The following is a 21,230-nucleotide window of genomic DNA, read 5'->3' on the forward strand; positions in this document are numbered from 1 at the left end:
CTAAGCTAACAACCACCTTTTCACAAGTTCACCTTTCACAAATTCACCTTGTCCCATGCTTCTTTCCTACCTCAAAATTGCCTGGAAGGTCTTGCTGCGTCGCAAGTTCTTCACCTTCATCAACCTGTTTGGCGTCAGCTTCACGCTGATGATTCTGCTGGTAGTCATGGCCCTGGTGGATCATGTGGTGGGGCCCAACATGCCGGAAAAGCGCATCGACCGCATGTTGTTCGTGAATACTATCCGCCAGCAGATGGCGGACGACCACGGCTGGATGAACATGCCCGCCAGCCTGCATTTCGTGGACGACTACGTGCGCAAGCTCAAAACCCCAGAGAGGATCGGCATCATGTCGAACATCTACAATGCCACGGCTTTCGTCAAGAGTGGCCTACTGCCCCTGGATATCCGCTATACCGACGGCGAGTTTTGGCGCATTTTGGACTTTGAGTTTCTGGGCGGGCGGGCCTTTACCAGCAGCGAGGTGGCCCAGGCTCAGCCGGTGTGCGTCCTCAACGAAACCACGGCCCGCAACTATTTCGGGACGGCCGACGTGGTGGGCCGCACCATCGAAATTGACCTGAAGCGCTACCGCGTGTCGGGCGTGGTGCGCGACGTGTCGGCGGCGCACATTGCTTCCTACTCCGACGTGTGGGTGCCCTACAGCCTGAGCCCCTCGCTGGCGCGCGACAACCGCATCGGGGGGGAGTTTATGATTGTATTGCTGGCGCCCACAACGGCCGCCGTGGCGGCCGTGCGCGAGGAATACCAGCAGATGATGCGGCGGGTAGAAATTCCGAATCCCAAGGAAGTACGGGCCCTGTATTCCTACGCCGACTCCATGCTGGCCAGCTTTACGCGGGCGCTACACTTCGACGGCGGCTCCCAGACGCTGGATAAAGATAACATGGGAACCTTCTACCTGATTTGCACGGTGCTAGGCCTGATGTTTATGCTCTTGCCCGCCCTGAACCTGGTGAACCTGAACGTGACCCGCATTCTGGAGCGCTCCAGCGAGATTGGGGTACGCAAGGCCTTCGGCGCCACGGGCAGCAACCTGGTGGGGCAGTTTCTGGTGGAAAACGTGGTGCTGGCCCTGGTGGGCGGGCTGCTGGGCCTGGGCCTGGCGGCCGGGGCCCTGGCCCTGCTCAACGAGGCTCACATAGTGGCCTACGCGCAGTTTGCCCTGAGCTGGCGGGTATTTGGCTGGGGGCTGCTGCTGGCCTTGGTCTTCGGCCTGATGAGCGGCGTGTACCCGGCCTGGAAGATGTCGCGCCTGAGCCCGGTGGTGGCCCTGCGCGGCAGCGGGGAGCAGAAGTAACGGCCAGGCCACCTTACTGGGGCAGCAGCCCTTTTTCCTCTCACCTCATATCCTGCTCGTATGTTTCGGCACTTGTTTAAACTTATCTGGAACCGCAAGCGCAACAACGCGCTGCTGGTGTCGGAAATCTTCTTCTCCTTCGTGGTGCTGTTTGGGGTCGGTACCATGCTCATCACCTTTGGCGCCAACTTTCTCTCGCCCCACGGCTTCGACTCCCAGCAGGTGTGGCGGCTTGAAATCAGGGCCGGGCAAAACGAGACCATGCCCCGCGCCGAGCTCGACGAGGTGCTGCGCCAGGTGAAGGCGCTGCCGGGCATCCGGCACGTGGCCCTCACCAGCGGCAACGTGCCGTTCACGTTCAGCACCAATACGTCGGAGTTTGCCTACCAGGGGCGAAAGTCGGGGCAATCCAACATTTATGACGCCGATGACCGCTACGCCCAGGCCCTGGGCCTGCAGCTGCGGGAAGGACGCTGGTTTGAGAAGGCCGACGACGGCAGCCACTACCGCCCGGTCGTCATCAGCCAGGACCTGCGCGAAAAGCTGTTCGGCCCCGAGCCCGCGCTGGGAAAAGTCTTTTCCTGGGTGGAGCCCGGCCCCAATCCCAAGCCCGAGGACGAGTTTCTGGTGACGGGCGTGGTAGAGAACGTGCGCATGGAAAACGACTTCAGTGCCCCCGTGCCCTCGATGTGGAAGCGCCTGCTGCCGTTTGACACCACACGCTGGGAAACGGCCAACGTGGTGGTGCGCGTGGCGCCCGGCGCGGGCGGCGAGCTGCAGGAAAAAATAGCCCGCACCGTGGCCGGCGTCACGCGCCAATGGACGACCATGGTGCGCGTGATGGAAGATGACCGCCTGCACAAACGCCGCTACACGCTCGTGCCCGTGGTAGGTCTGGCCCTGGTGAGCGTATTCCTGATTGTGAACGTGGCCCTAGGCCTGTTCGGCGTGCTCTGGTACAACATCAGTCAGCGCCGGGCCGAAATTGGGCTGCGCCGGGCCATGGGCGCCACTGGGGCGGCCATCAGCTGGCAGTTTCTGGGCGAGATGCTGGTGGTAACGACCCTGGGCGTGGTGCTGGGCTGCCTGCTGGCGGCGCAGTTTCCGCTGCTGGGCGCTTTCAGCCTGGCCCCCGCGCTGTACCTGGCCGGCATGGGCGTGGCGGCCGTGGCCGTGTACCTGATTACGGCCCTCTGCGCGCTATACCCCAGCCGGCTGGCGGCCGCCATCCATCCGGCCGTGGCGCTGCGCGAAGAATAGGGCGCCGCAAATTACCCGCCGATTTCCTTCCTTCGCCCCTGAGCTATGATACTAATTGCCGACGACGACCTGGCCGTGCGCACTTCGCTGGGGCTGCTGCTGAAGCAGGCTCGCTACGCCACGCGCAGCGTAGCTACACCCGCTGAAGTGCTGAAGCAGGTAAGCGAGAGTCCGCCCCGCCTGCTGCTCCTGGACATGAACTTCTCCCTTGACACCAGCGGGCACGACGGCCTGCAGTTGCTAGCTCAGGTAAAGCGTTTGGTGCCGGCCCTGCCCGTGATTCTGATTACCGGCTGGGGTAGCATCACGCTGGCCGTGGAAGGCATGAAGGCCGGCGCCGCCGAGTTTATCACCAAGCCCTGGCACAACGACTCCCTGCTGCAAACCATCCGCACAATTCTAGCCCTGCACGAGCCGGACCCCGACGCCGACCCCACTGCCTTTTCCCGCCGCCAACTCGATAAGCAGTACAATTTCCGCGGAATTGTGGGCCAGGATGTGCGCCTGTTGCAGGTATTGCGCAACGTAGGGCAGGTAGCGGCCACCGATGCTTCCGTGCTCATCGAGGGCGAATCGGGGACGGGCAAGGAGCTGATTGCGGAGGCCGTGCACCAGAACAGCCAACGCCGCCGCCAGCCCTTCGTGAAAGTAAATTTGGGCGGCATTTCGGCCTCTTTGTTTGAAAGCGAGATGTTTGGCCACCGCCGCGGGGCCTTCACTGATGCCAAAACCGACCGGGTGGGCCGTTTTGAGCTAGCTAATGGTGGTACTATTTTCCTGGACGAAATTGGGGAGCTGGACCTCGGTAGCCAGGTAAAGCTGCTGCGGGTGCTGCAAGACCGCACCTACGAGGTGCTCGGCGACAGTAAGCCGCGCCGCCTCGACATCCGGGTTATCTGCGCCACGAACCGCAACCTGGCCGAAATGGTGCAGCAGGGTCGCTTTCGCGAGGATCTGTTTTACCGCATCAACCTGATTACCGTGCGCTTGCCTGCCCTGCGCGAGCGGCCCCAGGACATTCCGCTGCTGGTGCAGCACTTCGTGGATGGGCTGCGCGCTACCTACAACCGCCCGGCCCTGAAGGTAGGCACCCGCGCCCAGCACTGGCTGCAGGAGCAACCCTTGCCCGGCAATATCCGGGAGCTCAAAAACCTGGTGGAGCGCGCCGTGCTGGTCAGTGGCAAGGACGAACTGGGCCCCGATGATTTTCAGGCCCAGTTCCAACGCGCCCCCGCCCGCTCCGCCGAGGTCGGCGAGCTACCCGAGCCCGGCACCATTACCCTCGACGAGCTAGAAGCCCAAATGATTCGCCGCACCCTGGAGCACTACAGCGGCAACATCAGCCGCGTGGCTAAAGCCCTGGGTCTGAGCCGCGGCGCCCTTTACCGTAGGCTGGAAAAATACGCTATTCCGTTTGATGCGGAGTAGCTGCGGGCAGGCATGGGGCACAAGTAAAACCCGGCTTCCTCCTCCGCGTGAGGAGAGGAGCTGGGTTTTAATTCTAGTTTAGAGCACTATCATTTCACCGGCTTTCATGTCTCTGCGCACCAAATTCGTCCTGTTCGTTGTCCTGATTCATGCGGTGCTTATTGTGCTGGCGGGGCAGGTAATGCGCACCAACGCGCCGTTGTTTGTGGGCCTGGAGGTGCTACTGGCCGTTAGTATTCTGCTCACGGTGCAGCTCTACAAGGGCTTTGTGCGGCCCTTCCACCTGATTGCGGCCGGCACCGAAGCCATCCGGGCCAAGGATTTCTCCATGAAGTTTGTGCCGGTAGGGCAGCGCGAAATGGACCAGCTTATTGATGTGTACAACCACATGATTGAGGAGCTGCGCAAGGAACGCGTCACTCAGCACGAGAAAAGCTACCTGCTGGAAAGTCTAATTCAAGCCTCTCCAGCCGGCGTGCTACTGCTCACCTTCGACGGCCGGATTGAGGGCGTGAACCCAGCCGCCGAGCGGATGCTAAACCTGCCGGCCGCGCAGCTGCTCGGGCAGGAGCCCGCCTACCTGCCCGGCGACTGGGGTAGTACGCTGGCCAACCTGTCGGAGCAGGCGCCGCAGGTGGTGCAGCTCTCCGGCATTCAGACCTACCGTGCCCACTGTTCCCGCTTTATTGACCGGGGATTTTCGCGCCGCTTCATTGTGCTGGAGGAGCTAACCCAGGACCTGATTCGGCAGGAAAAACAGGCCTACGAGAAGCTGATCCGGATGATGTCGCACGAAATCAACAACTCCATCGGCGCCATCAACTCCATTCTGCAGAGCTTCCACCACTACGCGCCCCAGCTCCGCCCCGATGACCAGCCCGATTTTACGGAGGCCCTCGACGTGTCCATCAGTCGCAATACCCACCTGGCCAACTTCATTGCCAACTTCGCCAACCTCGTGCGCCTGCCCTTGCCCCAGTGCCACCCCACCGATGTGCACGAGCTGCTGCGCACCACTGAGCGGCTACTGCACGTGCAAGCTGGGCGCCGGCGCATTCACTGGCACACTGATTTCGCGCCTGGCCCGCTGGTTGTCCGCCTGGATGCCCAGCAGTTGGAGCAGGCTCTGCTCAATATCTGCAAGAATGCCCTAGAAGCCATTGGCGAAGAAGGTAACCTGTGGGTGCGCACCAGCCGGGAGCCCGCCTGCATCAGCATTGAAAACGACGGCCCCGGCATTCCGCCCGAGGTGCAGCGCCGCTTGTTCACGCCCTTCTTTAGCACCAAGCGCGACGGCCAGGGCATCGGCCTGACCCTGGTGCGCGACATTCTACTGGCCCACGGCTTTTCGTTCGAGCTGGCTCCAACGCCGCACGGTACTACCGCCTTCACCATCCGGTTGGCTTAGCGCAAGCCAGTGAAACTAACGGTAGGGGCCAAACACTACAGCGCCCACGCCGTGTAGTTGCCAGCTATAGTAACTACGTAGCGTGGGCGCCGGATAACGGATGGTTCGATAATTGGCTTTCCTTATTTGCGCTTCACCGGCGCGGCGGGCTTGCGGGTAGGAGCGGGCCGGCCAGCAGGAGGTGTTGCATCGGTAGCTACCTGCCCGTTGCGGAAGGTTTTCTTTTCCTGCACCGTCTTGCCATCGGGGGCGAAATAGCTCCATACGCCGGTTTCCTTGCCATTGCGGAAGGCCCCGGTTATTTCGGGCGTGCCATCCTCCCGCAGCTGGCGGAAGGGGCCCATCTTGAGGCCTTTCACGTAGGTAGTCTCCGCTTTAAGCTTGCCAGAAGGGTAGAATTCCTGCCCCAGTCCTATGGGCTTGCTGTTTTCGAAGGTCAGCTTGCTTTGCACGGTGCCGGTGGGGTAGTAGGTAAGTTGCTCGCCGGCCAGCTTGCCATTCACGTAGGTTTCCTGCTTTTGCACCTGCTTGCCGCCGGGGTGAAAGGTACGCCACTGGCCTGCGGGCTGGCCGTTCTTGTACTGTTGCTCTTCCTTAGGGAGGCCGTCCTCGTAATAAGCCGTAATGCGCCGGTCGCGGCCCTGGTTGGCGTACTCAATCTTCTGCTGGGCTTTTCCCGACTCATAGAAATCCTGCTGGGTGCCCACCAGCACGCCCTGGCGGTAGGTTTGGGTGCTTTTCACGGCCCCGCTTTCGTAGTAAGATTTCGCCGGTCCATCGAGGTTGCTGGTACCCCCGGCCAAGTTTTTGGCTTGCTTGGTCAGATCGTCGGCCAAGGGGTTTTTTACGGCCCTGCCCACCAGGGTAGCGGGGGCGTAGGTGCCCTCTGTGCGCAGCTTGCCCGAGCGGTAGAAGCTGCGGTAGCTGCCCTTGCCGCTTTTATCGGCCTGCACGTCCGTTTCTACCTGGCCGTTGTCGTAGTACGTTTTATAGGGGCCCGCCAGCAATCCTTTGCTGTACACTCCCTCACTTTGCAGCTGACCGTTTTCAAAGTAGGTTTTCACTGGCCCGTTGGCTTGCCCGTTCTGGTAGGTGATTTCCACCCGGGGCTTGCCCGACGGATACAACTCCCGGATGGCCCCGGCGGGCTGGCCGTTGCTGAGCGTGGTTTCCAGCTTTACTTCCCCGCTAGGGTGGTAGTAGCGTAGCGTGCCCGTCGGCTGATCGTCCTGGTAGGTGCCTTCCTGGGCGATTTTGCCGGTGGGGTAATACGTTTTGAAAGGGCCCTGGCGGACGCCCTGCTGGTAGGTGACCTCCAGCCGCCGGCCGCCGGTAGGATGAAACTCTACGTAGGCTGAGTCGCGCTTCCCATCGGTGTAGCGAGTTTGGGCCTCCAGCTTGCCAGAGTAGTAAAACCGCTTGTAGGGGCCCTGCATGACGGTATCAGCAGCTACCAGAGCCGAGAATATTTCCCGCTTGCGGGTATTCGTAGAATCGAAATAGGTAGTGAGGCGTCGCAGCTTCTGGGCCTGAGCGGCCGTGGAAGTTAGCAGCAGCAGAGCAAGGGCAAGTCGTTTCATAGGCGCAAGAACGCAGTAAAGCAGAAAGTATTTTCGAATGACAACCGGTGGCAAGGGGTAGCGGGTAGGTAAAATCAGCCGAACGATACGCACCCATTCACCCCAAACCATGCATCTGCTACCCGCAAAACAAAAGCCCTGCCGCAAATGCAGCAGGGCTTTACCACCTGAATCAGGCAGAAAGTCCGGCGAATTCGGAAAACCCGCCGGAAGTCTGGGCTTACAGTTTTTCTACCACGAGGCTGCTGGCTCCGCCGCCCCCGTTGCAGATGCCGGCTACTCCAATTTTGCCGCCCTCGTTGTGCAGCACATTTACCAGGGTAGTAACGATGCGCGCGCCCGAAGCGCCCAGCGGGTGCCCCAACGATACAGCGCCGCCGTAAGGGTTCACCTTGATTCCCTCCAGTTCCAGCAGCTTGTTGTTGGCCAGCGAAACCACCGAGAAAGCCTCGTTGATTTCGTAGAAATCAACATCCTTGGCCTCCAGACCGGCGTGCTTCAGCGCTTTGGGAATTGCCAGGGCTGGGGAAGTGGTAAACCACTCCGGAGCCTGCTCGGCATCAGCGAAGCCCCGAATCAAGGCCAGGGGCTTCACGCCCAGTTGCTCGGCCTTCTCCCGACTCATGAGCAGCACGGCGGCGGCCCCATCATTAAGCGTAGAAGCGTTGGCGGCCGTTACGGTGCCTTCTTTGCCGAAAGCCGGCTTCAGGCCCGCAAACTTGGTGAAATCAGCCTTGGTGTACTCCTCATCGTCGCTGATGACGGTTTCCTTACCGCGTACCGTAATGGTTACGGGCACGATTTCGTCTTTCTTTTTGCCAGCTTTAGCAGCAGCGGCGCTCCGCTCGTAGCTCTGCTGGGCAAAGGCGTCCTGCTCCTCGCGGGTGATGCCGTAGTGGGTGGCGGTGCGGTCGGCGGCTACACCCATGGCGAAATCGTGGTAGGGGTCCCACAGGCCGTCCTTCATCAGACCGTCAATCATCTGGCCATGACCGTACTTGGCGCCAAAACGGGCCTTATCGAGGTAGTAAGGTACATTCGACATGCTTTCCATGCCACCCGCCAGCACTACCTCCGACTGCCCCAGCATAATAGCTTGGGCTCCGAACATGATGGCTTTGGTGCCGGAAGCACACACCTTGTTAACCGTGGTGCACTCTACCGTGTCTGGCAGGCCAGCTTTCTTGGCAGCTTGCCGGGCAGGAGCCTGGCCCAGGTTAGCAGAAATAACGTTGCCCATTATCACCTGATCAACTTCCTGACCGTCAATGCCGGCTTTTTCCAGCGCGCCTTTCAGGGCAATGGCCCCCAGTTCAGTGGCCGACAATGAGGCCAAACTGCCCCCAAATGAGCCAATGGGCGTGCGCACGGCGGCTACAATTACTACTTCCTTGATTTGCATAAATTGAATGGGTGGAATGGTTTGGTTTTGGGTGGGCTGCTTTCCCGTAAAGGTAGGAATTCGGCCAATAGGGTAGGAGAGGCGTAGGCTAGAGCAAGCAGGCCCTGCGCCTTAGTGTTCAGCTACTGCCGTTGCCCAGAGTTAAGCTGCTATGAACTTACCAGCCCGGCTTGCCTTTGGGGGCTGGGGCAGTGGCTTTGCGGGGTAACTGCTGCAGGTACTGCTGCTCCGCCGTGTGCAGGGCTTCTAGTAGCTGGCGCGCCTGGCCTGGACTCAAGTTCATTTGCTGCAAACGGGCCCGTTGCGTTTGGGTGTTTGCTTCGGCGTTGGTAGCGGCCTCAGTTCCTCCCCGCCGACTTGAGCCGCCCGGCGCTTCCGGGCCGCTTTCCGCATCGCTCAGCCCGCGCACCGAGCCCGGCTCACTACCTCGGCTCACACTGCGCTGAGGCCCTGCTCCTGGCCGGAATCCTTGGTTGACGGAGCTGCCGGGAGTGGCTGAAGGTTGGGTTGGGTTACGCTGACCGGCGGGGTCAGTCTGGGGTTGAGGAGCTGAGCTAGGGTCTTGTGGTCGGGCAGGGTCTGGGAGGCTACCCGCCTGGTCAGTGCCGGCGCGTGGGGTAGGGGTAGGCGTTGGGCTGTTTTGGGGGCTGCCATCCGTGCCGGGCGGGGGCGTTTGGGGTGCGGCCGCTCGTCGCTCCAGAAAGGCGCGGAGGGCTTCGTAGTTGTAGCGAGCATCCTGATTGGCCGGGTTGGCTACTAGTGCCTGTCGCAGCAACCCTACTGCTTGTACATAATCGTGCTGAGCAGCGGCCAGCGCCGCTAATTGCTGCAACGCTACGCTCCGAATGCCGGGTGTTTTGCTGGTTACCAATCGGCTGTAGTAACCACGGGCCGCGCCCGGCTCCCCGGCCCGCGCCGTAGCGTGCGCCAGATTTAGCCACACTACATCTTCGCGGGAGCCCAGCGTAACGGCTGCGGTTTTATAAGCAGCCGCGGCCGCGGCGTACTCCCGGCGCGCATAGGCCGCGGCCCCTTGTCGAATGGCTTCATTGCGGTCGTGAATGCGGGTTAAGCCGCCCCAGGTGCTGAGCAGCAGCATGCCACCTAACAGGGTGTTTTTCACGGCCGAATCACTTTTACGGTAATTAATACATCGAGTAGTAGCAGCAGCAGGCCTAGTACCAAGGGGTAGCGGTACCGATTGTCGGCCACGGCTACCGTGCGAACTTGCTCTGCCTGGCCTTCTACGCGGTTAAGCGCATTTAGCAGCAACGGAAACTCATTCCGCCGATCCGTGAGTTCAAAATACTGTCCCCCGGTCTGCTCCGCCAACCGGCGCAAGGGTACTGGAGCCAGCCGGGTGACAACTTCCCGGCCCCGGGCATCGCGCAAGTAGCCCCGCCCCCCGGTTTGTGGGATGCGGCTGCCTTCCACGGAGCCCACCCCCATTGGAAATACCCGCGTGCCGGAGCGTGCCAGAACGCGCACCGTGGGCTCCAGATTCTCCCCGAAATCTTCCCCGTCCGTTACCAGCACAATAGCAGTAGCGCGGGGTATTGCTGCCGGGGTGGTCGTCTGCGTGCTACCCAAGCGCTGCAGCACCAACTCCAGCGGCGGCGCCAAATCAGTGCTACCGGCGGGCACCAGTGAAGTTTGGAGTGTGCGCAAAAAGAGCTGTAAGGCGGCCTGATCGTAGGTGAGGGGGCACTGCACGTAGGCTTCGCCGGCAAATACAATCAACCCCAGCCGGTCGGCCTGAAAACGGCTGATTAGAGTGCTCAGCTCCGACTTCGCTTTTTGCAAGCGGGAAGGCGCTACATCCACCGCATTCATGGAACGAGAAAGGTCTACCAACAGCCACACATCCTTGCCCGCCGTGCGAACGGGGCGTTGGGTAAGCCCGTACGCCGGACCCAGTAGTGCGGCGCCCAGCAGGCTCACATATAGCAGCCGCAGCCCCAGCTTCCAGCCCAGTCGCCAGCCGCGCTGCCCCAGCGGAGCCGCCAGCCGACGGGTTCTTAGGGCGTAGCCGAGGTAGAAAAGAAAAAAAAAGAGGACCACCAACCCCTCGGGCCAGCCCAGCGGATACGCCCAGTTCAGCACGATGGTAACCACTTATTGTTCACAATACAAGCGCCGCAAAAGTAAGGTTGAGCCGGAGAATTTAGGAGTTAAAAATGCCCTCTGCGGCTCGCAATGCAACGGCAAGATGGAAGATATTTTTTTTGAAAAGGGTTTGTTTCTCCATTCCGCTTGTATATTTGCACACCTTTCAGCCGGAAAGGAGTTCCACCTGGAGAGGTGGGTGAGTGGCTTAAACCAGTAGTTTGCTAAACTGCCGTAGCTCTAAAGGTTACCGGGGGTTCGAATCCCCCCCTCTCCACATAGTTCCTATTATGAGTTAGAAATTGTGGGCTATATGTTGCACAACAACCTTGGCAGCCCTGGTTTTTAACTCATAATTCTTTTTCGGGGTGTAGCGTAGCCCGGTATCGCGCCTGCTTTGGGAGCAGGAGGCCGCAGGTTCGAATCCTGCCACCCCGACCACAAGATAGCCGTCAGCCCACCTTTGGGGCGGGCGGCTATTTGTTTTTGACCCCGTAGCTCAGCTGGATAGAGCAGCTGCCTTCTAAGCAGCCGGTCATTGGTTCGAATCCAATCGGGGCCACTGAAACCCGCTTTACGTCTTGTGAAGCGGGTTTTTTTTATTTATAGCACCGAAATAGCCTACACTATGCCAGCTAGTATGTTGCATGTTACGCGCCACGCATAGGCCGTACATAGCAGCGAATACCACGGGTATAGTGGTGCAGAAAACAGCTCGTTTAAAACTGATGTATCTCGCTATTCACGGTGCAGCTTAGATCCATCTTGGTAGTCCTCAAACAGAGCTACAAGCAGAACGGTGTGGCGCGGCTCTGACTGCCACGGAAGGGAATACACAACGGCTGCTGACGTAGTGGTAAATCGGCCTTTTTGCTGGAAAAAAACGATTTTTTTCGTTATCTTTGCCTACTTACGCACTAAGCGCTGAACCAACCGCAACATGAGCGAAACTAAAGAGAAAAAAGCCCCCGCCGAGTACTCCGCGAACAGCATTCAGGTACTCGAAGGGCTCGAAGCCGTGCGCAAACGTCCCTCGATGTACATCGGCGACACCGGCATCAAAGGCCTACACCACTTGGTGTGGGAAGTAGTCGATAACTCCATTGACGAAGCCCTGGCCGGCCACTGCGACACGATCCACGTGACCATTAATGAGAACAACTCCGTAACCGTCCGCGACAACGGCCGCGGTATTCCCGTTGATTTCCACCAGAAGGAAGGCCGCTCGGCCCTGGAAGTGGTGATGACGGTGCTGCACGCCGGCGGCAAATTCGATAAGGACAGCTACAAAGTATCCGGTGGTTTGCACGGGGTAGGCGTCAGCTGCGTGAATGCCCTGAGCAAGGACCTGAAAGTAACCGTGCGCCGCAACGGCAAAGTGTACGAGCAGGAGTACAAAATCGGGGCGCCCCAGTACCCGGTCAAGGAAATCGGCGAAACCGAGGAGCACGGCACGCAGGTGGAGTTTCTGCCCGACGATACCATCTTCACGGAATCCGTATACAAGTACGCTACCATTGCTTCCCGTCTGCGGGAGCTGGCCTACCTGAACCGCGGCATCCGCATTACCCTAACTGACCGCCGGGAGCCCGGCGAAAACGGGGCGGAGTTCCTGGGCGAAGAGTTTTACTCCACGGGCGGCCTGGCCGAGTTCGTGCAGTACCTCGATGGCTCGGAGCGCCACGCCCTGATGCCGGCCCCCATTCACGTGATTAGCGAGAAGGGTAGCACCCCGGTAGAGGTAGCACTGCAATACAACGACTCTTACCAGGAGAACATCTTCTCTTACGTCAACAACATCAACACCCACGAAGGCGGCACGCACGTAGCCGGCTTCCGCTCGGCCCTGACCCGTACACTGAAGGCTTACGCCGATAAATCAGGCAAGCTGGAGAAAGCCAAGGTGGAGATTTCTGGGGAAGACTTCCGGGAAGGTCTGACGGCCGTTATTTCGGTGAAGGTAGCCGAGCCCCAGTTCGAGGGCCAGACCAAAACCAAGCTGGGCAACAACGAGGTAAGCGGCGCGGTAAATACCGTAGTAGGCGAAATCCTGAGCCAGTACCTGGAGGAAAACCCCAAAGAAGCCGGCATCATTGTAGAGAAAGTAATTCTGGCTGCTAAAGCCCGCATTGCCGCCCGCAAGGCCCGCGAGATGGTGCAGCGCAAAACCGTGCTGGGCTCCACCTCCCTGCCCGGCAAGCTGGCCGACTGCTCAGAATCGGACCCGGAGATCTGCGAAATCTACCTGGTAGAAGGTGACTCGGCTGGCGGTACGGCCAAGCAGGGCCGCAACCGGGCCTTCCAGGCTATTCTGCCGCTACGAGGCAAGATCCTGAACGTGGAGAAGGCCCAGGAGCACCGCATTCTGGAAAATGAGGAAATCCGGAACATGATTACGGCCCTAGGCGTGAGCTTCGGGGTAAATGCCGACGTGGAGAAAGGGATTGAGGCCGACGCCAAAGCCCTAAACACGGCCAAGCTGCGCTACCACAAGGTCATCATCATGACCGACGCCGATATCGACGGCTCGCACATCCGGACGCTGATTCTGACCTTCTTCTTCCGCTACATGCGGGAGCTAGTGGACCGGGGCTACATCTACATTGCCCTGCCGCCACTCTATCTTGTGAAGCGGGGCAAGGAAGAGCGCTACTGCTGGACCGAAGACGAGCGTGCGCAGGCTCAGGAAGAGTTGGGCCGCGGCAAGCCGGAAACGGTGAATGTGCAGCGCTACAAGGGTCTGGGCGAAATGAACGCCGAGCAGCTCTGGGAAACCACCATGCAGCCCGCTACCCGCTCCCTCAAGCAAGTAACCGTGGAGTCGGCTGCCGAAGCTGACCACCTGTTCTCCATGCTCATGGGCGACGAGGTAGCTCCTCGCCGCGACTTCATCGAGAAAAACGCCAAGTACGCGAAACTCGACGTGTAACTGATTCTAGAAAAGGCCCGCTGCAAAGCGGGCCTTTTTGCTTTTAACCCAATTGGAAACATGCGGCAGCTAATTTCGTCAGGGGCTCCCTGGGAGCCGGTTGTGGGGTACTCACGGGCCGTGCGCGTGGGCAATGTGGTGGAGGTGGCCGGTACTACCGCCCAGGATGGCGACACGATTACGGGCGTTGATGCCTACCAGCAGGCGCAGCGGGTTCTAGTCAAAATTGGGGCGGCGCTGGCGGCGGCCGGTGCTTCACTGGAACACGTGGTCCGCACCCGCATCTACCTCACGAACATGGCCGATTGGGAGGCCGTGGGCCGGGCCCACGGCGAAGTGTTTAGTACTATCAGGCCCGCCTCCACCATGCTGGCGGTAAGCGCCCTAATTGACCCGCGGCTGCTAGTCGAAATAGAAGCCACTGCTATTATTCCGGACTAGCCATACTTCTACGGGCGTTTGCTCGTATTTTGTCCGGCCTTTCCTTACTCAGTATGAAATTATTCAAATCTGCCGACCTCATTCGCAAAAGCAAGTACATCAGCCGCGACCTGAGTTGGCTGCGCTTTAACTACCGGGTGCTAGATCAGGCGCGCGACGCTAGCCGCTCGCTCTTCGATCGGCTGCGCTTTATAGCCATTACCAGCAGCAACCTCGATGAGTTCTTCATGATTCGGGTGGGCTCACTCTATAACTACATCGACTACGGCAAGGAGCGGGTGGATTACTCCGGGCTGCGCGAAATGCCTTTCCGGCGTAAACTGCTGGATTTTGCCCACCGCTTCATCAACGACCAGTCGCTGACTTACTTGAACGAATTGAAGCCGCTGTTTGAGAAGAACGGCTTCAACGTACTCAAAATGGAGGAGCTTACGGAACTGGAGCTGAAGAAAGCCGATGGCTACTTCAAGCACACCATTTTCCCGCTGCTTACCCCCATGGTGTACGATTCGTACCACGGCTTCCCGCTGATGATGAATCAGATGCTCATCTTCGGGGTAGTAACGCGGGCCGGGGGCGGGCTCGACGCCGAGGCCGAGCGGGGCCAGGAGCGGCTCACCTTCGTGCAGATTCCGCAGAACCTGTCGCGCTTTTTTGAGCTGACCCGCAAAGACAAGGTGATGTTCGTGCCGATTGAGGAAATTGTGCGGGCCAACCTGCCCAAGCTGTTTCGCAATGTGGAAATTGTGTCGGCCGACTTGTTCCGCATCACCCGCAACGGTGACTTTACCCTGGAGGAGTCCGACGATATTGACGTGGACTTCATCAAGGAAATTCAGTTGGGCCTCAAAACCCGCAAGAAGGGTAGGGTCGTGCGCCTGGAGGTGGAGCCTAACGCCTCGGCCTTGCTGATGCAGGTGCTGCGTGAGCGGTGGAACATTGATAACGGCAACGTGTTCGTTATCAACTCCCTGATTGATTTAAAGGGCGTACTGCAGATTTTGAAGCACCCCAATTTCCGGGGCAAGGGCTTCCGGCAGCCCGCCGCCGTCACGCCCTTGAGCTTGCCGGAGGGGGCCGATGACAACTTGTTTGAATACCTCAAGCACCACGATGTGCTCCTGCACCATCCTTACAACAACATCGACCCCGTGGTGCGGCTACTGGAGCAGGCCGCCGAGGACCCGCACGTACTGGGCATCAAGCAAACCATTTACCGCCTGGCCGACGACTCCCGGGTAACGGCCGCGCTACTGAAAGCGGCCGAAAACGGCAAGCACGTGTCGGTACTGTTTGAGGTGAAGGCGCGCTTTGATGAGGAACGCAACATTCGGGAGGGCGCGAAGCTGGAGAAAGCGGGTTGTTTTGTCATTTATGGGGTGAGCAAGTACAAGACGCACACCAAAATGATGATGATTATCCGCAAGGAAGGGGAGAAGGTGACGCGCTACGTGCACATCGGCTCGGGTAACTACAACGAGCAAACCTCGCGCATTTACACCGATGTAAGCCTGCTCACCACCAACGACGTGTACGGGCACGACGTGTCGGAATTCTTCAACGTAATTACTGGCCACTCCCAACCCGACGACTACGAGTACCTGATTACGGCACCCAAGGACATGCGCCAGCAGCTGATTTCCCTGATTCGGGAGGAGGTGCGCAATGCTAAGAAGGGCCTACCCAGCGGCATCGTCATGAAGATGAATTCCCTGGAAGACAAGGAAATGATCGATGAGTTCTACAAGGCCAGCAAAGCCGGCGTGCCCATCCGCTTTATCGTGCGTGGTATCTGCTGCCTGCGGCCGGGTAGGGCGGGGCTTAGCGAAAACATTGAGGTGCGCAGCATTGTGGGCGACTACCTGGAGCACTCCCGCATGTTCTACTTCCACCAGGCCGGCCACCCCAAGGTGTACGCCGGTTCCGCCGACCTGATGGTGCGCTCCTTTGACCGGCGTATTGAGGCCCTGTTCCTGATTGTAAACCCCCAGCTCAAGCGCGAGGCCATTAACATTCTGTACTTCAACCTGAAGGACAACCAGAATACCTACGTGATGCGCGAAGATGGAGCCTACATTCAGCGCCTACCCGATAATGAGGAGCCAGCCTTCAACGTGCATAAAGAGTTCTACAACAAGAACTTCGGACTGGTATCGGAAACCTTGCTCTACGATGAATGGCTGTCCTGCGCCACCATTCGGGCCAGCGCTACCTCCGACGCGGCCGACAACCCGCCCTCGGTGCCCGTGGATGATGAACCCAACGCCACCGAGGAAACAGCAGTGACCGTGGACTTGGGCGCTGAGCCCGCCGCTGATTCGGAGGCGGCGCTGGAGTAAATACAGGGCATAAGGGTAAGAAGGTAGGAGGGCAGGAGTCGGGTGAATGGCAAACGTGCCAATATTTCACCCGACTCTTGCCCTCCTACCTTCTTACTCCCTTTACCCTAAACTCACTCTACTTCTGTGGGGCGGCTTTGCATGGCGGGCTTGGGGCAGCCAGGCTTCAGGTCGCCTTCGGCGCGGAACTCGTCGAAGTGCTCCTCGAATAGGGTTTGCAGCATACCGTCCTTCAGGCCGATATCGGGCACAATCATCTGGTGCACATTGGCCCATTCCATGGCGGAAAGGTAGATGTGGCCAGCGGGCACGATGACATCGGCCCGGTCGGGGTTGAGCAGGGCCACGTTCACCCGCTCATCCATGCTCATGGAAGTGAGGTGGTCGAGGATGGTGGCAATACGGCGGCGGGTAACGGGCTTATCGACGCCCGCCTGAGCCATACTGTAGAGCTTGTTGATGTTGCCGCCGGTGCCAATGGCCCGGGTTACGTGGTAGCGCCGAGCGTTTTCCGTTACCCATTCTTCCATGCGCTGCCAGGTTTCGCGCATGGCTTCCGTGCTCAGGCCCGCCTCTTCCTGCTGCATCCGCCGAATGGAGCCTACCTCAAACGACTGCGAGGCTACCTTGCGCCGGTCGTGGTAGATGTTGAACTCGGTGCTGCCTCCGCCCACGTCAATGTGGATGTAGTGCTTTTTGTCTTCGAGCAGGTTTTCGATAACGCGGTTGATGAAAGCGGCCTCATCCTGCCCGTCAATAACCCGCACCGTCATGCCGAGTTGCTGCTGAATGCGGGCGGCTACCTCTTGTCCGTTCTGGGCGGTACGCATGGCCGAAGTAGCACAGATCAAGTAGTGGTTCGGGGCCACATCGTGCACCTCCATCAGCAAGCGCAGGGCGTGCAGAAACTTAATGAACTTCTCTTCCTTTTTAGCCGAAATCCGGCCGCTGGCAAACACATCCTCGCCCAGCCGCAGGGGGTAGCGTACGTATTCCACACGCTTGAGCCGGTACCGGTCGCCGTAGTGTAGCACGGCCGAAATCTGGCAGCGCACGGCGTTGGACCCAATATCAATGGCGGCTAGTTTCAGCAGAGGATATTCCATTCAGAGAAAGGTGTGGCGGAAGGGGACAAACAAATATAGCCGGTCAGAAGGGGTGGAAAGTCATTAGGGCCAGCTAACAAGCAAAGCGTGTCCCGTCCTTTCTTGGAACAGGATGCGCCTTAGAGGGGGCAACCTGTTAGTTATCAATGCGGAAGCCCAAGTCCACCTGTATCAGGCCATTTTCCGGTGATTTTTGATACGATACCGACAAAGCCAACTGATCTGAAACGGGCGCGATGTAGAAGCCCGCTCCGTAGCCACTGTGCCAGCCATCCGGCGAACTGCCTTTAAAGTACACCCGGCCCCGGTCGTAGAACCCAAATACACCGTAGGAAAAGGGCAGAAAAGAGGTTTGCACCCGCCCTAGGGCTAGGCGCAGCTCCGTGTTTAAGTAAAGGCTGGCGTCGCCGGTGAAGCGGTTGCGGTAGTAGCCCCGCAGGTTCTCGCGCAGGCCCAGGCTGGTGAACTTGTAGAAGGGAATATCGTCGTCGTTGCCGTAGTTGCGGCCGCCGCCACCCTTTACTACTAGCGTTACCGGAATGCCCAGGCGCGCCGTGCCGTAGTATTCGGCAAAGCCCTGGGTCAGGCCGAAATTGCCCCTGTTGCCGTTCAGCTGGTGGTAAGTGTCGTGCTGCACCCGCAGGCGCACCCCGCGCCGAGCAAAGCTCTGCCGGTCGCGCAAGTCTATGTCCAGCAAGGCATTTAAACCAAGCAGGCGCTGAAAATCGGTGTTGGGTATTCGGTCGTCCGGTACGGTCGTGTTGCGGCGTTCTAGCTGCCCTAAGTAGCTGTTGCCGGCGTAGTTAGAGGTGTACTGCTCGTAGGTGGGGCCAATGCGGAACAAGCTGCGCTGCCAGAAAACTCGTTCTGCAAAACCGTTCAGCGTGAAGCCTTTGTAGCGGGCCTTGTAGTACTTATCGTTGTAGCGACTTTGGTCCTTATCAGTGTCGTTACCTAGCCCGAAAAAGTTGTAGAAGGGGAAGAAGTTGCCGTATTCAGTACGCGCGCCTACATCCCATTGGCCAAAGGCGTAACGGTGGCGCGAGGCCAGCGAAACTTGGAAGTTACCGCCGCTAGAACCCCGGATGTCAAAGGAATACACGTTTTTGAAGCCCGGCTTGCGGAAACCCTGGCGCACGAAATCTACCCCAGCGCCTACCCCCAGCCCATCGTTGGCATTCACGATGACGGTAGCCCGGGGCTTGTACGTGTTATACTCGAACTCCTCCTGGTTGTAGCGGTTGATGTCGGGCCGGGTGGAGGTGCGGTTGTCACTTTCCGGGCCCAGCTTCAGGTCGGTATCGGGCACGTCATACACCTTTGTGAGCGTGCGCAGGCCTGCCGCGCGCGAGTCATCGGCAATCTGGTCTTTGCCGTCGCCGCCGATGATGCGCACCAGCACGCTACGCTTGGCCGTGCCGGTTACCGTAAACGTGTCCTTGCCATCGAGGCCATAGAGGCTGATTTCCTGGGTTTCCTTGGGCGAAAACGTGCGGTCGAACAGGGCCAGGCCGTCGGGCTCATTGCCTTCCTTGGCCTTGTCGAACATCTGCACCCGTACCCGGCCGTCGGCTTGGCGGTTTATTTGGAACACTTCGGCCTTGTTGGAGCCAACTACGTCCACGCGCTTGGCCAGCAGCAGGTAGTACTCGTCCAGGGCTTGGGGTAGGGCCTGGATGCGAGCTTTGAGCTTGCGGTTCAACTCATTACCCGATAGGGCCTGCAACTCGGCGGGTAGGGTGGCAGTTGCTTCGTCAATGGCCGCGGGCGTAATGCGTGCCTGCATGTAGCGCCCAATCTGCTGCCATTGCTCCCGGCTTAGGCTTTGCAGTAGGAACCGGTCGAGGTGGCGGGCAGGCCAATTCAGGCTTTTTAAGTCGTGAAACTCGGCCTGAAAATCCTCGATGCTCGGTACGGCCCACTCCCGGTTGGCCAGGTAAGTAAGTGCCCCGTTCCAGAGGGTAAACGACTGGTCCCGGTCGCGCGGAATCGGCTTGTAAACCGTTTTCTTACCGTTTTTATAGCCGGCCCACTTCCAATTGTCCTCGTGCTTACCAAAGTCAGCCACCAGCATATCGAAGGCCCGGGCACGACCCAGGTTCTCGGCATCAATGCGGTTGTCGTGGTCTTTGTAGAGTTGGCGAAAAAAACTGAACGACCGGCGCACCTCATCGGCCCCGCCGAAGCCGGGCAGGTTGGGCTTGGGGTCCACGGGGCGGTCTTCTAGGGTGCCAAGCAGGCCGGCGTACTCCTGGCGATAGGGGCCCAACTGGTTGTTATCGGGTAGGACAAACAGTCGGGGGCGGGCGTGCAGAATGTCGGTTTTATCGAGTAAGGAGCCCGTTACCAGCGCCGAGTAGGGGTAAGCCGTAGGCGTGATGTCGCGCAGCACATCGGCGGCGAAAGAGCGGCGTAGTTCCGGCGGCAGGATGCGGGTCACGTCCTTATCGACGGAGCGAAACACGTACTCCGAGGAATCGGCCGCAATGAGCTTGAGGGAGGTAGTCTGGCGTCCGCCCCCACGGCCGAAGGGGCGCAAGCCGCCCTTCTCAGTGGCAAGGTTCAGGGTTGGCACCGGCACGGGCTGGGTCCAGGAAGTGCGGTACAGGTCGCCAAGCCAAAAGCGCGAGGACCGGGTGCCGGCGTACTGCTTGCCGGCGGCCAGGGTTTGAGTAGGCAGGAACGGCGCATCGGGCTTGGTTTCCGCTACCCCCGCCGGCCCGCCCGGACATTCGGGAATAAAGCTGTTGACCGGCACGTTGGGCAGGCGCGGCTGCTGGCAGGCCGATTGGAATAGTGTAGCTGCATACGCTTCCTTAACGGCAACACTAGCCCCGTTAAAGGTGTAAAACGTCGTTTTTACCGTGCCGTCGGCAAAGTAGTCCAGCTTGGAGAATCCTTCAGCCGACTCGTTGAACTGCGACTGGGCATTGGCGCCTACGTGTTGCTTTTCAACGAAGGAACCCGAAACCAAGTGGTAGCTGCCCTCGGCCTGGGTTAGTTGCAGGCTGAAATCGTGGGCGGCGGCGTACACGGCGCCGGGGTGGTCCTTGAGCGTGTTCAGCATTTCCTTCTGAAACTGCTGGTAAGCCGGGTTGGCCAGGTCGCGGGGGGAGCCCACGTTTTGGCGGTAGGCAGCGTACACTGTGCCCGCTACCGGGGGTAGCAAATGGCGACTCAGGGGCATATGGCCACCGTACACGCCGTTGCTGATAACGGGCTGGTGACCCACCAGCAGCACATTCCGGCCCTTGGTTTCATCCAATACGTCCTGCAATTGCTCCCGGAACTCCTCCGGCGTCATGGTCTTGCAATCGGTGTCGGGGGCTTCGGGCCGGTCGTAGGGATGAGTCCACCACGGGGAATTAATGGCCACGAGGCGCACGGTAGGGGCTACGTCCACGATTTCGGGGCTGGGGCAGCCGCCCGTAGGCACGAAAGCGTTCTGGCCGGGCAGCCTTTCCTCGATGTACTTTTCCAGCCGACGTACCCGTTTTAGCCCGTCGGGGCCGGAGTTTGCCCAGTCCTTGTCACCGGGCACAAAGTAGAGCTTGCCATTGGGCAAGCCCTGCACTAGAGCAATTAGCGCATCGGCGCGGGCCGTTTGGCTGGCTTGGCTGGAGTCTTTCTGGCTACCCAAGCCGGTATTGCCCACAATGTCGCCGAGGTGAACTACCGTAAAAGGGCCAGTCTGCTGCTCCAGAGTACGACGCAGGGCCTGCAACCGGCTGATAGGCAGCTCCGCGGAGGCGGTATTACCCAGTAGAAAAACCGAGTGTGCTGGCGGGACTGATTGGCCAAAAACCGGGGCAGTGGCCACTAGGCCCAGGCCAGTTAACAGCGCGTGAGTGTAACGTAGGGGCATGGAGAGGGGAGTGTAGAACGTCCTACTACGCAAAAATCCGCAATC

At 59.4% G+C, this 21,230-nt stretch carries 13 protein-coding genes and 3 tRNA genes; 10 read left to right on the forward strand and 6 right to left on the reverse strand.

Annotated elements, in window-relative coordinates; translation table 11 throughout:
• Window positions 1–55 precede the first annotated feature (55 nt).
• From MWH26_RS06640 to MWH26_RS06655, 4 genes are all read left to right on the forward strand, one after another.
• Window positions 56–1,321 carry an ABC transporter permease gene (locus MWH26_RS06640; protein WP_247976589.1) on the forward strand — a complete coding sequence of 422 codons (1,266 nt, stop codon included), beginning with the start codon at window positions 56–58 and terminating at the stop codon, window positions 1,319–1,321.
• Window positions 1,322–1,381: 60 nt separating this feature from the next.
• Entirely contained in the window at window positions 1,382–2,581 is a 1,200-nt protein-coding gene (locus MWH26_RS06645) for an ABC transporter permease (RefSeq protein WP_244695821.1), read from the forward strand.
• A 45-nt stretch (window positions 2,582–2,626) separates the two neighbouring features.
• On the forward strand, window positions 2,627–4,009 hold the full coding sequence (locus MWH26_RS06650) for a sigma-54-dependent transcriptional regulator (protein ID WP_247976590.1): 1,383 nt from the start codon (window positions 2,627–2,629) through the stop codon (window positions 4,007–4,009).
• A 106-nt stretch (window positions 4,010–4,115) separates the two neighbouring features.
• Window positions 4,116–5,417, forward strand: coding sequence for a sensor histidine kinase (locus MWH26_RS06655; RefSeq protein WP_247976591.1), 1,302 nt, complete (start codon window positions 4,116–4,118; stop codon window positions 5,415–5,417).
• A gap of 122 nt (window positions 5,418–5,539) precedes the next feature.
• Here the strand turns inward: MWH26_RS06655 and MWH26_RS06660 are convergent, their stop codons facing one another.
• The 4 genes from MWH26_RS06660 to MWH26_RS06675 all read right to left on the reverse strand — a co-directional run bounded on the left by MWH26_RS06660 (window position 5,540) and on the right by MWH26_RS06675 (window position 10,514).
• A complete protein-coding gene (locus MWH26_RS06660; RefSeq protein WP_247976592.1) occupies window positions 5,540–6,997 on the reverse strand; it encodes a toxin-antitoxin system YwqK family antitoxin in 1,458 nt (485 codons plus the stop codon).
• Between the two features lie 220 nt (window positions 6,998–7,217).
• Window positions 7,218–8,399, reverse strand: a complete 1,182-nt coding sequence (locus MWH26_RS06665; protein WP_311136886.1) for an acetyl-CoA C-acyltransferase — start codon at window positions 8,397–8,399, stop codon at window positions 7,218–7,220.
• Window positions 8,400–8,556: 157 nt separating this feature from the next.
• Window positions 8,557–9,522, reverse strand: coding sequence for a hypothetical protein (locus tag MWH26_RS06670; protein ID WP_247976593.1), 966 nt, complete (start codon window positions 9,520–9,522; stop codon window positions 8,557–8,559).
• Window positions 9,519–10,514, reverse strand: coding sequence for a VWA domain-containing protein (locus MWH26_RS06675; RefSeq protein ID WP_247976594.1), 996 nt, complete (start codon window positions 10,512–10,514; stop codon window positions 9,519–9,521). Before MWH26_RS06675 ends, MWH26_RS06670 begins: the two co-directional genes overlap by 4 nt.
• A 180-nt stretch (window positions 10,515–10,694) precedes the next feature.
• On the opposite strand from MWH26_RS06675, the gene MWH26_RS06680 reads away from it, so the two are divergent.
• The 6 genes from MWH26_RS06680 (at window position 10,695) to ppk1 (ending at window position 16,214) form a co-directional block, all read left to right on the forward strand.
• Window positions 10,695–10,782 (forward strand) — tRNA-Ser (locus MWH26_RS06680).
• Window positions 10,783–10,869: 87 nt separating this feature from the next.
• Window positions 10,870–10,946 (forward strand) — tRNA-Pro (locus MWH26_RS06685).
• 47 nt (window positions 10,947–10,993) lie between these two features.
• A tRNA-Arg gene (locus MWH26_RS06690) sits at window positions 10,994–11,067 on the forward strand.
• Between the two features lie 378 nt (window positions 11,068–11,445).
• Window positions 11,446–13,434 carry a DNA topoisomerase (ATP-hydrolyzing) subunit B gene (gene gyrB, locus MWH26_RS06695; protein WP_247976595.1) on the forward strand — a complete coding sequence of 663 codons (1,989 nt, stop codon included), beginning with the start codon at window positions 11,446–11,448 and terminating at the stop codon, window positions 13,432–13,434.
• Between the two features lie 60 nt (window positions 13,435–13,494).
• The gene (locus MWH26_RS06700) at window positions 13,495–13,875 is read left to right on the forward strand and encodes a RidA family protein (protein WP_247976596.1); all 381 of its coding nucleotides are present in this window, start codon (window positions 13,495–13,497) and stop codon (window positions 13,873–13,875) included.
• 53 nt (window positions 13,876–13,928) lie between these two features.
• Window positions 13,929–16,214 carry a polyphosphate kinase 1 gene (ppk1, locus tag MWH26_RS06705; RefSeq protein ID WP_247976597.1) on the forward strand — a complete coding sequence of 762 codons (2,286 nt, stop codon included), beginning with the start codon at window positions 13,929–13,931 and terminating at the stop codon, window positions 16,212–16,214.
• A 113-nt stretch (window positions 16,215–16,327) separates the two neighbouring features.
• Here the strand turns inward: ppk1 and MWH26_RS06710 are convergent, their stop codons facing one another.
• Window positions 16,328–17,320: a Ppx/GppA phosphatase family protein gene (locus tag MWH26_RS06710; RefSeq protein WP_247976598.1), complete on the reverse strand. Its 993-nt coding sequence runs from the start codon at window positions 17,318–17,320 to the stop codon at window positions 16,328–16,330.
• A 136-nt stretch (window positions 17,321–17,456) separates the two neighbouring features.
• On the reverse strand, window positions 17,457–21,185 hold the full coding sequence (locus MWH26_RS06715; RefSeq protein ID WP_247976599.1) for an outer membrane protein assembly factor: 3,729 nt from the start codon (window positions 21,183–21,185) through the stop codon (window positions 17,457–17,459).
• Between the last annotated feature and the right edge of the window lie 45 nt (window positions 21,186–21,230).

This window comes from Hymenobacter sublimis, from assembly GCF_023101345.1.
GTDB lineage: Bacteria > Bacteroidota > Bacteroidia > Cytophagales > Hymenobacteraceae > Hymenobacter > Hymenobacter sublimis.

Coding starts and splice junctions, on each gene's coding strand:
- MWH26_RS06710 (WP_247976598.1), bottom strand. CDS start 17,320: ATGGAATATCCTCTGCTGAAACTAGCCGCCATTGATATTGGGTCCAAC.
- gyrB (WP_247976595.1), top strand. CDS start 11,446: ATGAGCGAAACTAAAGAGAAAAAAGCCCCCGCCGAGTACTCCGCGAAC.
- MWH26_RS06665 (WP_311136886.1), bottom strand. CDS start 8,399: ATGCAAATCAAGGAAGTAGTAATTGTAGCCGCCGTGCGCACGCCCATT.
- MWH26_RS06645 (WP_244695821.1), top strand. CDS start 1,382: ATGTTTCGGCACTTGTTTAAACTTATCTGGAACCGCAAGCGCAACAAC.
- MWH26_RS06660 (WP_247976592.1), bottom strand. CDS start 6,997: ATGAAACGACTTGCCCTTGCTCTGCTGCTGCTAACTTCCACGGCCGCT.
- ppk1 (WP_247976597.1), top strand. CDS start 13,929: ATGAAATTATTCAAATCTGCCGACCTCATTCGCAAAAGCAAGTACATC.
- MWH26_RS06700 (WP_247976596.1), top strand. CDS start 13,495: ATGCGGCAGCTAATTTCGTCAGGGGCTCCCTGGGAGCCGGTTGTGGGG.
- MWH26_RS06655 (WP_247976591.1), top strand. CDS start 4,116: ATGTCTCTGCGCACCAAATTCGTCCTGTTCGTTGTCCTGATTCATGCG.
- MWH26_RS06715 (WP_247976599.1), bottom strand. CDS start 21,185: ATGCCCCTACGTTACACTCACGCGCTGTTAACTGGCCTGGGCCTAGTG.
- MWH26_RS06640 (WP_247976589.1), top strand. CDS start 56: ATGCTTCTTTCCTACCTCAAAATTGCCTGGAAGGTCTTGCTGCGTCGC.
- MWH26_RS06650 (WP_247976590.1), top strand. CDS start 2,627: ATGATACTAATTGCCGACGACGACCTGGCCGTGCGCACTTCGCTGGGG.